Raw genomic sequence first — 12,104 nt, forward strand, 5'->3', positions numbered from 1 at the left:
AAAAAAATTGACTAATAATATTTTAAAAAAAATTGTTTTAATATATAATAAAAGTCGTAAACAGAGTATATTGTAAGTTATAAATAAATTACAATGTATTGCTTTGTCTTTTTATAATATATGTTTTAACTTTAAAAGTGTGTATTAAAATAGTTTGGATGTGATTGATATGAAAAGCAGTAATAGGTATAAAGCAACAGTAATATTAATAATTTTTGGTGTTGGATATTTTATAAGTGGTGCATTTAAGGACAATTTTTTTGGAGGTTTAATTTCAAGTATGTGTAGTGCAGCGTTAATTGGAGGACTTGCGGATTGGTTTGGTGTTACAGCGATTTTTGGAAAACCTCTTGGAATTAATTGGCCTAAAAAGGTATTTAGGACAGATATACTTAGGAACAGCAAAGAAAAGTTTATTCTTACAATAAGAGATATGGTAGTTAATGATCTATTAAATAAAGATAAGATCAATAAAAAAATAGAGCAGTATGATTTTTATAATGAAATATGGAAGATACCAGTTATACAAGATAAAGAGAAACTTTCTTATATAGCTGATGAAATTGCAGAAAAGGTGGATGTAAATAAAATTGTGGTTGAAGCCGCTAAAGGTTATTATGATGACACTAAGCTTATAAATTATACATATACTCTTCTAAAGCATATGATAAAAAGTCCATATTATAGTAAAACTATTGACTATGTTTGTGATGAGATATCCATGGCTGCACAGTCGGACATTTTTGCTGGTTTTACAGGAGAAATGCTAAACGAAGTTGTTAAAAAATATAAAATTGAAAAGGGAGAGGAATCTTTTTCAGATAAATTTTTATATAACTTTGTTCTTAATCCTCAAATACTTTCAGATTCTATTGAGAAAAAGATATTAAAATATATGAATAAGATAAAAGAAGATGGAAGTGAAGAGAGGGAAAAACTTGATAAATTTATATTAGAATTTATAGAGAGTATTAAAGTTGATGAAAAAGTAAAAATGAAAATTGTTTATTTAAAAGAACTTTTGATAAACAATTTGGGATCTTTGAAAATCGATTTTAAAGGTGATGAATTATATTCCAAGTTAAAGGAAACATCAATAAATAAAATTGAAGAATTAAAAGAAAATGATAGTGTAAGACAAGAGTTTAATACTTTTATAAGGAACTTTGTAATAAATATTGTTGATAAAAGACACAGTGAAATTGGAAAGGTTGTAGAGGAAAGTTTAAATAAATTTGATAGTGATGAGATAATTAATTTGGCTTATGATAAATTTGGAGATGACCTGCAGATAATTAGAATAAATGGTTCACTTGTGGGTGGACTCGTTGGAATTGTTATTTTCTTGATTTCTTATCTATAAATTTTATAAAATGAGGCGGTAAATTAATATGAATTATAGGAATAAAGCAAATTTAACCCTTTTGGGAGTTAGCATAGGTTTTTTATTTTCTATTGCTATAGGGCACTTTTTTGGTAAAAATTTTTATACGGAAATGCTTATGACTATTATGGAAGCAGCACTTGTTGGAGGTGCAGCAGATTGGTTTGCTATAACTGCAATATATAGTAAACCTTTGGGAGTAGCTTATCATACAGAAATTGTTCCTAAAAATAGAGAAAAAATAATAGAGAGTATATCTAATTTTGTGGAAAATGACCTTTTAAGCGCTAGTTCTTTAGAAAGCAGAATAGATAAAATAAAACTTTGTGATAGAGTTGTTGAATTGTCAAAAAACAAGAAAGCATATATTGAAGGAAGAATATTACAAATATCTAATTATATTGTATCTAGTGTTGGAGAAAAAAATTTAGAAGGCTTTATATTTGCTTTGAGAGAGAAATATATTTATAGACTTAACACTGTAAAACTTATAAAAGATACATCAGGAAAAATATATGAAAGCAAAAGCAATGAAATACTTGACTTTGTGATTGATATTGGAATTGATTTTTTAAATAGTGAAAAAGGGACCCAATACATTTATGATATTATATACAAGATTAAACAGGAAAAAACAAGCGGTTTTTTTTCAAGAATTGGTCTTGCTATGATGGGGAAAACAGAAAATGATGTGGTCGATATAGATAGTTTAACAGCTATTTTTGTGGAAAAAGCTATAGAAAAGCTTAGAGAGTTAAAGGAAGAAGATAATTCTTATAGAATAGATTTGCATAATGCTATAAAAGCTTATATAGATAATATAGATAAATATGAAGATGAATTAGAAAAAATTAAAAATTATATAGTAAGAGATTCAAATATCAAAGTGTTAATCCAAAAGCTATTTTCTGTAACTACTGTTGATATTTGCAGAGAAGAAAAAGAGTCCACAACAGCAGCCTTATATTTGTTTGAGATTTTGAAAAAAGTATTTTATAATGTTTTAGAAAATAAAAAAGTACTTTGCAGCATAGAAACTGCAGTTAAAAAATTAGTAATAAAACTTATAGATAGCAAGCACTACATAATAGGAAAAATGGTAAGAGATACATTAAATGAGTTTGATAATAATAAACTTAATGCTTTCATAGATAATAAGGTGGGAGACGACCTTCAGTGGATACGCATAAATGGATCTGTGGTTGGAAGTTTTATAGGATTTATAATATTTTTAATTGTGTATTTTATTTACAATCCTTATATTGTGCCTTTTATAAGAAGGATATTTTAATAAAGAAAAGGGTTTTCTGTGGAAAGGTGAAGAATTTTATATTTCCACAGAAAACCCTTTTCTTTATATGTTTTCAATTTCTTTTAAAGCGTCTTTTACTTCTTCTCTTGATAAACTACCGTTTTCTAGTTCTTCATCACTTTTTGTGAGTAAGTTATTATAAAAGTTTACTGCTTCATTTTTATACTTAGCTTTATCAGAAAAATTATTTATTAATTCGAAAATATACTCATCTGCTTTAGCATAATTTCCTGTGATATTGTAATAGTTAAATACTTTATAGGTTGTTCTTTCATCAAGTTCATATTCAGTTAAAAGTGATGTGACCTCTTCTCCTATTTGTTCATATTCGTTTAATATACATTCAAAGTTGTTATAAAAAACTACATACATAAGCGAAAAAGCTTTTTCGTATTTGTAGAAAGCATTTGATATATCGTCATTTTTTTCGCATATCTTGCCTTCTTCAAGGAGAAGTTTTGCAGCAACAGTAAGCTTATTGCCATCGGGAACCATGTTTGTTCTAAGAAGCTTAATAAGGTCTATTATTGAAATATTATTTGCAAACCCAGAACTTATACCTAAAAACTTTTTATAGGCTACATCAATTTCTGTAAATGGATTTTCATTATTTTTATTTAATTCTTTTATTTTTTTTATTAAAGATGTGAATTCTTCAGCCATTTTTTTACTGTAATCATTCTTTATCAATTAAAACACTCCTTTAGTTATATATCCTATATTTTAAGTTTATATTATAAATATTGCAACAAAAAAATTATAACTATTGAGAGTTGTGATATAATAATAAAGTCTTATAAGTAACATAATTTATATAAAAATGCGAGGAGTAGTGATTGAAATGGAAAGACTACTTATATTAGATGGAAATAGTCTTATGAATAGAGCTTTTTATGCTCTGCCTCCTCTTACAAATAAAGAGGGACTTCATACAAATGCAATATACGGTTTTATTACAATGCTTTTAAAAATGAAGGAAGAAATAAATCCTAATTATATAGTTACAACCTTTGATAGAAAAGCACCTACCTTTAGGCATAAGGAGTATTCTGATTACAAAGCAGGAAGAAAGAAAATGCCAGAGGAGCTTTTTGAGCAATTTGCAGTGTTAAAAGAACTTTTAAGTAAACTTGCTATAAATATATATGAAATAGATGGTTTTGAAGCAGATGACCTTATAGGAACGCTTGCTTGTTTTGCAAAAGAAAGAAATATAGAGGTCTACATAGTGACAGGAGATAGGGATGCACTTCAGCTTGCAGATGATAATGTAAAGGTAGTTATAAATAAAAAAGGAATGACAGAAAAAGAAATATATGATAAAAATAGGATGATTGAAGAATTTGGAGTGACTCCGCTGCAGTTTATTGACGTAAAAGGCCTTATGGGAGATACTTCGGATAATATACCAGGTGTACCTGGAATTGGACCTAAAACTGCTTTTAAACTAATTCAAGACTACGGAAGCGTAGAAAACGTGCTTAACAATATAGATGAAATAAAGGGAAATAAAGTAAAAGAAAATCTTAGGCAGTATGCTGAACAGGCTGTTTTCAGTAAAAAGCTTGCAACAATTATGACAAATGTTCCTTTTGATATCGATCTTGATGCAATAAAATCTAAAGAAGAATTTGATGCAGATGGTGTAAGAGATATTTTTATGAAGCTTCAGTTTAAAAGTCTTTTAGAAAAAGTTCCTGGCAAAAAGGTTGAAAATAGGGAACTAAGTGAAATTAATTACGAAATTGTGGAGGACATAGACAACTTTGAATCAGTTTTAAAATCAATTGTAGAAACAGCTTATATGATTTTTGATATAAAAGATGGAAATATATATTCAAAAAGCTATTTAAATAAAATTTATTTAAGTTGCGATAAAGAGTATATTATAAATGTTGAAAAAATGTTTGAAGAAAATCCTGAAAAATCGAAAAAAATTATGAAGGATTTTTTTGAAAACAAAAATATATCTAAGATAAGCCATGATATTAAAATTGGATATACTGTTCTTCATAAAATGGAAATTGAACTTGAAAATGTTGTGTTTGATACAGCTATTGCAGAATATCTCATAAATCCATCCCAAAAGGAATACACATTAACTGATATGGCAGTAGAACTTTTGAATTTAGATATAAATGGCGAAGGGGACTTACTTGAAGTAAAAAAAGTTCATGTGCTTAAAAAAATTTATGAAAAGCTTAAAGATAAAATCGCGGATTTAAATATGGAAGAACTTTATTACGATGTAGAACTTCCACTTGTAAAAGTTTTGGCGTCAATGGAAAATGAAGGATTCAAGGTTGAAAAAGCCGAACTTCAAGGGCTAGGAGATAAATTTAGTTCTATAATAGAAGAAACTCAAAAAGCTATATATGAAATGGCAGGAGAGGAATTCAATATAAGTTCTCCTAAACAACTTGGAAAAATACTTTTTGAAAAATTAGACTTGCCAGTTATAAAAAAGACTAAAACTGGGTATTCCACTAATGCAGAGGTTCTAGAAAAGCTCTATGATAAGCATCCTATAATTGAAAAAATAATGAGCTATAGGCAAGTTACAAAATTGTATTCAACTTATGTAGAAGGGTTAAAGCAGGTTATAGATGAGGATGGCAAGATACATTCGAGCTTTAATCAAACAGTTACTACAACAGGAAGGCTTTCAAGCACAGAACCTAATCTTCAAAATATTCCGATTAAAAGTGAAATGGGAAGAGAAATTCGAAGGGTATTTGTCCCAGATAATAATGATTGTGTAATACTTTCAGCAGATTATTCTCAAATAGAACTTAGAGTTTTAGCACACATATCTGGGGATGAGAAACTGATAGATGCATTTAAGCATCACAGTGATATCCATACTAAAACTGCATCGGAAGTGTTTAAAGTGCCAATAGAAGAGGTTACTCCTAGAATGAGAAGTAATGCTAAAGCAGTTAACTTTGGTATTGTCTATGGAATCGGTGAATTTAGTCTTGCGGAGGATCTTAAAATATCAAGAAAAGAGGCAAAAACATATATAGATACCTATTTTGATAGATATCCTAATGTAAAAAAATATCTTGATGATGCTATTGAAAAAGGCAAAGAAAAACAATATGTAACAACTATAATGAATAGAATTAGATATATACCAGAAATAAATGCTTCAAATAAAATGGTTAAGAGCTTTGGAGAAAGGCTTGCCATGAATACACCAATACAAGGAAGTGCTGCGGATCTTATAAAGCTTGCAATGGTAAATGTTTATAAAAAACTTAATGAGCTAAAATTAAAAAGTAAGATAATACTTCAGGTTCATGATGAGCTTATACTCAATGTATATAATGATGAACTTTCAAAGGTTAAGGAAATTGTAAAGAATGAAATGGAACAAGTAAGAGAATTAAAAGTTCCACTTGAAGTTGACATAAATATCGGTAAAACATGGTATGAAGCCAAATAATATTTTTCAGGAGTGATAAAATGTTTAAAATTGGCCTTACAGGGGGAATAGGAACGGGCAAAAGTACTGTGGCAAGAATGTTTATGGAGAAAGGCATGTTTATTATTGATGCAGATAAGATTTCAAGAGAAGTTATAGAAATGTATCCTGAGATAAAGGATAAAATAAAAGATGATTTTGGAATCCAGTTTTTTGATGAAGAAGACAAATTTATGAGGAGAAGATTTGGAGACTTTATATTTAAAAATGAAAATGCTAGAAAACAATACGAAGATATAATAATCCCTTATATAAAAAAGTCAATATTTAGGCAGATGAAAGTTTGTGAGGGTATGGGTGAAAAAGTATGCATACTAGATGCACCTACTCTCATAGAAAATGGACTTCATCGTGAAATGGATATTAATATACTTATTGTTGTTGATAGAGAAATTCAGATTAAAAGGGTAATGGAAAGGGACAATATGGATATGAAAAATGTCATTAACAGAATAAATTCACAAATGTCTCTTGAAGAAAAAAGAAAATATGTTGACTTTGTTGTTGATACGGGGATAAGTTTTCAGCATACTGGAGAGCAGGTTGATAAAATAATGGATTCTATAAAAATATTAGGAGATTGTAAATGAAATCAAAGACTATTAAAATAATTATTTTATTGATTATTATAATTATGGCTTTTAATATAAAGGGTATAGTAAAAATATTTTATCCAATAAAATATTCATCATATGTATTTAAGTATTCTAGTGAATACAAACTTGATCCGTATTTGGTGGCGGCGGTAATAAGAACTGAAAGTAATTTTAATAATAAAGCAAGATCAAATAAAGGTGCACATGGGCTTATGCAAATAACAGATGAAACTGCTGAATGGTCATCAAGAAAAATGGGAATTGAAAATTTTAAAAGCAGTGATTTATATGATCCTGAATACAATATAAGAATGGGATGCTGGTATCTTAGAAATCTTGCAGATGAATTTAATGATGATCCTAAGCTGTATCTTGCAGCTTATAATGGAGGAAGAGGAAATGTGCAGAAATGGCTTAATAATTCTAAGCACTCTAAGGATGGAAAAAATCTCAATTATATACCATATAAAGAAACGGATCAATATGTAAAAAAAGTTATGACAGATTATAATGTCTATAAAAAGCTTTATAATAAAAAATAATTTATATAAGTTTTGCACATAATAAGATGGAAAATTAATTTTAATAACTAAAAGGAGAAATTTTATGTGCAAAAATGCTAAAATATTACTTGCTGTTAGTGCCTTGTTTACATTTTCAACAAGTCTTTCAAACATTTTTACAAATGTATTTTTTTGGAAAGAAACTAATAATCTTATAGTTATAGCTATATATAATTTAATAATATATTTGGTGACTCCTACAATGTTTTTGGTGTCTGGTTTTTTTGCAAAGAAAAAAAATCCGGTATCGTCATTGCGAATTGGATTGATAGTATATTCTATCTTTTATGCACTTATATTGTACATAGGGGGTAAGGGGAAAATATACATATATTTGCTTGGTATGATAAATGGAATAGCAGCAGGTTTTTATTGGCTTCCTTTTAATGTTTTGTGTTTTGATTTTACAAGTATTAATAACAGAGATACTTTTAATGGATTTAATGGAGGAATTGGAGGCGTTGCGTCAATTATTGGACCAATAACTGCAGCATATATAATTTCAAGATTTAGAGGCTTTTTAGGATATAGAATCGTATTTTTTATAAGCTTTATTATATTCATAATATTAGCTTTTATAAGTTCTATATTTAAACATGACAGTTCCTCTGGAAAATTGAATATGAAAAAGGTTTTGGTTAGCGATAGGATGGAGTGGAGCGTAGCCAGAAAAGCTAATTTCTTGTGGGGGTTTAGGGACTCAACTATGATGTTTCTTATTAATATATTGGCTATTCAAATATTAAAAAGTGAACTCAATCTTGGTATACTTGCTCTTATAGCAGCATTAATAACTTCAGGGTCTTGTGTTTTAGTTCAGAAAATAATAAAGCCTGAAAGAAGAAAAATTGCTGTTTTAATAGGAACTATAGGAGCATTTATTTCTACACTTATTATAGTTTTAAGAATGAATCGTATATCTATATTTGCATACTCTATAGTGGATGCATTTTGTATTCCTTTTTTTATGATACAACTCTATTCTGCGACTTTTAATGTTATAGATGTAATGGATGATGAAGATAGTAGAATTGAATATATGATAAGTAGAGATTTTATGTTAAATGGCGGAAGGGCAATCAGCGCAAGTTTATTGATAATTTTACTTACTTTTTTTGGCGGCATAAATGTTATAAGAGTTTATTTAATTTTTTTGGGTGTAGTGCCAATTTTATCAGGATATTTTCTTACAAAGCTTCAAAAAGTATTATAAAAGTTTATTGACAAAAATAAAATATATAGTATAATATTCTTTGTCAGTAATTTTGCATGCGAGGGTGGCGGAATTGGCAGACGCGCACGTTTGAGGGGCGTGTGGGCAACCGTACGGGTTCAAGTCCCGTTCTTCGCACCAATTAAATGTTTTCTGGGGTATTCGTGAAGTTCTTGTTTTGAACCTACATTATTTCAAAGGGAGTTCAATATTTAGATGATTAAATGTATTTTCTGTTAAAGTTTTTAGCATTGAAAAAGATTGAGGCATCTGTGAGGACACCCACCTATCGAGAGATAGGTGTCAAAAAAGAACAACGATATTTTGGAATTTAAAATGAATTAAAACACCTATAAAAGGTGTTTTTTTTATTGCAAAATATCGTATAAAAAGAAGGAGAGTTTATAAGTAAATTTATTTTTGCTAGATTATAGTTTAGATATCAGGAATAAAAAGTGACAAACTTAATTGAGTATATGTCACAGAGCGTTCTAGTATTTGAATCAATGTCTTGAATGATAACGTAGCTTATTCCTACTTCTAGTAATGTTCCAGTACGATCTTGAAATGTATTTGTTCCAAGAAGAAAGGATATTCGCACTCTTTTGCCTATTTGGGTTTTTAAATAACCTTGTGTATATTGGATGTCTAAATTTGTTGGAGAACCTGGCGCTTGTTCAAAATCCGAAGGAGACATTGGCATTGGAGCAGGTATTTGATTTTGTGCTGTTGAACCTCCTTGTGTTGTAGGAGTTGCATTTTGCATATTGGTGTTTGGAGTTTGCCTATTTGGTAAATAAAATGGTGGAAAACAATCATTACAGTATCTTCGATACATAAAAGAACCTCCTAAAAAATTAAATTTTAAGTTTTATAGTAGAGAGCTGTAGGGTTATAGAAACAGTGTCGTAATATGCTGACTTGAAAACTACCTGTTCCGTTTTGGGGAAAAGCATATGGACAGGCAGTATAAGGGTTAAAGTACCATAGCGAATAACCAATATTATATAGTCTATTACCAGCGAGAGCCCAGTCTGCAATATCGTAATGTATTTGTTCTGGAGGATTTGCCCATATGGTTTGAGGATTTGCTACACCTCCTAGGTATGAACGCATGCAGTCATATTGGCCTTGTTGATAAATTATTTTTCTGATATCACCTTGACCAATTCTATGGTATTCACCAGAGGGTACTCTAACTCTATTCATAATAGAGGTTGCCACTGCTTTCATGCCGATTTCTCCTTCTCCACCAGCTTCGCATTTTATTATTCTTGCTAAAAGCTCTCTATCTGAAAAAGCCACTCTATTCACCTCAATATTTTTACTTTCAGATTATAATATGCAATTGAAATGAAAAAAGTTCTCTCTTTACTTGAATTAAAAAAATCTATATGATATAATATCCCTCGAAGGTTAGTTCATTACCTTTAAAAAGTGAATAGTTTCTGGAATATTTGTGAGCTCTTGTCTTGAACCTACAGTTAAGTCAAGGGAGTTCAAATTTTAATGTGTATATGGACCTTCTATGAGTCCCTTAGGGCATTAAGGATATAGAAGCATTAGTGAGGACACCCACCTATCGAATGGGATAGGTGTCAATGAAAGAGCAGCGGTATTTTGGATTTTAAAATGTATTATTAGAGAGGTTGGATAAACCTCTCTTTTTGCTAATAAAATAAAATTTATGTAGAAAATAATTGCAATTTGGTATATAATGGACCTATGGTGATAACTAATATTATTGAAGGTGGGTATGGTTTATGGAGAGCAATATATTATTAGAAAGTGGAACAGGGGAAGTTGAAATACTAGAGTTTCTTATAGGTAAAAAGCATTTTGCTATTAATATTATAAAAGTTAAAGAGGTCATTGATGTTGAAAAGGGTAGCATAACAAAATTACCAGAAGTTAATCCTTCAATTGCAGGTTTGATATTGTGTAGAAATGAAATAATAACACTTATAGACTTAAAGTACATAATAGAAAAAGAAAAACAAGCAGATTCTTATTCAAAAGTAATAATTTGCGAATTTAATAAATTGAAGGTTGCATTTAATATAGATGCTGTTCTTGGAGTTCATAGAATAAAGTGGGAAGAAATATTAAAGCCAGATGATATTTCTACAAATTCCTTAGTTATAGGAAATATTTTAATAGATAAAACAATTCTTTTAATGCTTGACTTTGAAAAGATTGTTACAGACATAAGTCCTCAAACTGGTATAAGTGAAGATAGAATTGTAGATGTTGAGTATAAAGATAGATCAAATATAAAAATTGCATTAGCAGATGACTCTGCACTTATTAGAAAGCTTTTAAAAGATACACTTTATAAGGCAGGATTTAAAAATTTGAAAATGTTTGATGATGGAAAACAACTTTATGATTATTTGGAGGGCTTAGCTGATAAAAAAGGTAACAAGTTCAGTGAGGATGTTCAACTTGTTATAACGGATGTAGAAATGCCACAGATGGACGGACATACTTTGACAAGGAGAATAAAGGAAAATCCGATTTTAAGAAGTTTGCCTGTTATAATATTCTCATCACTTATAACTGATGAACTAAAGCATAAGGGAGAAGCTGTAAAGGCTGACGCTCAGCTTAGTAAGCCAGAAGTAGGAGAGCTTATAGGCATAGTTGACAAGCTTGCCTTAAAATAATTTATATAAAAATGTACAAGATATTATTGACTTGTACATTTTTGTTTTATAGTATTGATTTTATTATTAGTTATGATATAATAGGATTAAAGATAAATGTAATGGTTTTCTGAAGTATTTGCGAGGCTCTTGTCTTGAACCTACAGTTATTATAAGGGAATTCAATAAAGGGTTATAAATATGTATCTTTATACGATGTATGTTTTTAATTATGCGTTGTATTCAAAGAAGATAGAGTAATTCTTGAGAGTACCCACCTATTCAATGGATAGGTGTCAATGAAAGGGCAGCGGTATTTTGGATATAATATGTTAAAAGGAAGAGGCTTATGGTCTCTTCTTTTGCTAATGTGTTTTATATTAGTAATGTAATTTTTACAAATATTCTTTTAAGACATGGATAAAAATTAAAATCACCCTTATATGAAAGTGCATATAATATATTAATAGCAATAAATAAGGAAGGATATTAGTGCCATCAATAAGCTTTAATTTTAATGATGCTAATTTATCAGAACTAGATATTAGACTTTTAAACAATTTACTTTTTAGACTTAAAGAACAAATAGCTAATACTAGCGCAAACTGCTTTAGAATAACATATAATATTACTGCACTTTTAAGAATTTATACAAGGGAACAAATATATAACAGTTTAAATAACTTGTTTTTAATGATAATAATTAGAAGCAATGATGGAATAAGGTGCAAAGAGAGATTGATAGTTGATATTGGATATGAAAGGGATTCTAATGAGATAGAGGTGGAATTTTCAAATGTCCAAGATTTAAAGAATAACTTTTTTATTTATAGCTCTGGTGGATGTAGTAGTAGAAGAAGATAGATAGATATGAAAAAATTATTATATATGACAATAGAAAATT

11 protein-coding genes, 1 tRNA gene and 2 other RNA genes are annotated in these 12,104 nt (G+C 29.0%); 11 read left to right on the top strand and 3 right to left on the bottom strand.

Annotated elements, in window-relative coordinates; all coding sequences use genetic code 11:
- Positions 1–169 precede the first annotated feature (169 nt).
- Positions 170–1,363 carry a DUF445 family protein gene (locus ACJDT4_RS18125; RefSeq protein ID WP_406789001.1) on the top strand — a complete coding sequence of 398 codons (1,194 nt, stop codon included), beginning with the start codon at positions 170–172 and terminating at the stop codon, positions 1,361–1,363.
- Positions 1,364–1,391: 28 nt separating this feature from the next.
- Positions 1,392–2,675 (top strand): DUF445 family protein, encoded by a 1,284-nt coding sequence (locus tag ACJDT4_RS18130; protein ID WP_406789002.1) that lies wholly within the window; start codon positions 1,392–1,394, stop codon positions 2,673–2,675.
- A gap of 63 nt (positions 2,676–2,738) precedes the next feature.
- Here the strand turns inward: ACJDT4_RS18130 and ACJDT4_RS18135 are convergent, their stop codons facing one another.
- Complete coding sequence (locus ACJDT4_RS18135; protein WP_406789003.1) at positions 2,739–3,386, bottom strand: DUF6483 family protein; 648 nt, start codon at positions 3,384–3,386, stop codon at positions 2,739–2,741.
- Between the two features lie 145 nt (positions 3,387–3,531).
- Here ACJDT4_RS18135 and polA point away from each other — a divergent pair, with 145 nt between their 5' ends.
- The 6 genes from polA (at position 3,532) to ssrS (ACJDT4_RS18165) (ending at position 8,890) form a co-directional block, all read left to right on the top strand.
- Positions 3,532–6,144: a DNA polymerase I gene (gene polA / locus ACJDT4_RS18140; RefSeq protein WP_406789035.1), complete on the top strand. Its 2,613-nt coding sequence runs from the start codon at positions 3,532–3,534 to the stop codon at positions 6,142–6,144.
- Between the two features lie 20 nt (positions 6,145–6,164).
- Positions 6,165–6,773 (top strand): dephospho-CoA kinase, encoded by a 609-nt coding sequence (gene coaE / locus ACJDT4_RS18145; protein WP_406789004.1) that lies wholly within the window; start codon positions 6,165–6,167, stop codon positions 6,771–6,773.
- Positions 6,770–7,321 (top strand): lytic transglycosylase domain-containing protein, encoded by a 552-nt coding sequence (locus tag ACJDT4_RS18150; RefSeq protein WP_406789005.1) that lies wholly within the window; start codon positions 6,770–6,772, stop codon positions 7,319–7,321. Before coaE ends, ACJDT4_RS18150 begins: the two co-directional genes overlap by 4 nt.
- A 64-nt stretch (positions 7,322–7,385) precedes the next feature.
- The gene (locus ACJDT4_RS18155; protein WP_406789006.1) at positions 7,386–8,555 is read left to right on the top strand and encodes an MFS transporter; all 1,170 of its coding nucleotides are present in this window, start codon (positions 7,386–7,388) and stop codon (positions 8,553–8,555) included.
- A gap of 58 nt (positions 8,556–8,613) precedes the next feature.
- A tRNA-Leu gene (locus ACJDT4_RS18160) sits at positions 8,614–8,696 on the top strand.
- Between the two features lie 6 nt (positions 8,697–8,702).
- Positions 8,703–8,890, top strand: a non-coding RNA gene (gene ssrS, locus ACJDT4_RS18165) — 6S RNA.
- Positions 8,891–8,997: 107 nt separating this feature from the next.
- Here the strand turns inward: ssrS (ACJDT4_RS18165) and ACJDT4_RS18170 are convergent.
- The gene (locus tag ACJDT4_RS18170) at positions 8,998–9,393 is read right to left on the bottom strand and encodes a hypothetical protein (RefSeq protein WP_406789007.1); all 396 of its coding nucleotides are present in this window, start codon (positions 9,391–9,393) and stop codon (positions 8,998–9,000) included.
- 26 nt (positions 9,394–9,419) lie between these two features.
- Entirely contained in the window at positions 9,420–9,860 is a 441-nt protein-coding gene (locus ACJDT4_RS18175; RefSeq protein ID WP_406789036.1) for a cell wall hydrolase, read from the bottom strand.
- Positions 9,861–9,997: 137 nt separating this feature from the next.
- Between ACJDT4_RS18175 and ssrS (ACJDT4_RS18180) the strand changes: the two genes are divergently transcribed.
- The 3 genes from ssrS (ACJDT4_RS18180) (at position 9,998) to ACJDT4_RS18190 (ending at position 12,064) form a co-directional block, all read left to right on the top strand.
- Positions 9,998–10,186: non-coding RNA, 6S RNA (gene ssrS / locus ACJDT4_RS18180), on the top strand.
- 132 nt (positions 10,187–10,318) lie between these two features.
- Positions 10,319–11,221 carry a chemotaxis protein gene (locus ACJDT4_RS18185; protein ID WP_406789008.1) on the top strand — a complete coding sequence of 301 codons (903 nt, stop codon included), beginning with the start codon at positions 10,319–10,321 and terminating at the stop codon, positions 11,219–11,221.
- A 471-nt stretch (positions 11,222–11,692) separates the two neighbouring features.
- Positions 11,693–12,064: a hypothetical protein gene (locus ACJDT4_RS18190; protein WP_406789009.1), complete on the top strand. Its 372-nt coding sequence runs from the start codon at positions 11,693–11,695 to the stop codon at positions 12,062–12,064.
- The last annotated feature ends 40 nt before the right edge of the window (positions 12,065–12,104 follow it).

This window comes from Clostridium neuense, from assembly GCF_045310695.1.
GTDB classification, from domain to species: Bacteria; Bacillota; Clostridia; order Clostridiales; family Clostridiaceae; genus Clostridium_S; species Clostridium_S neuense.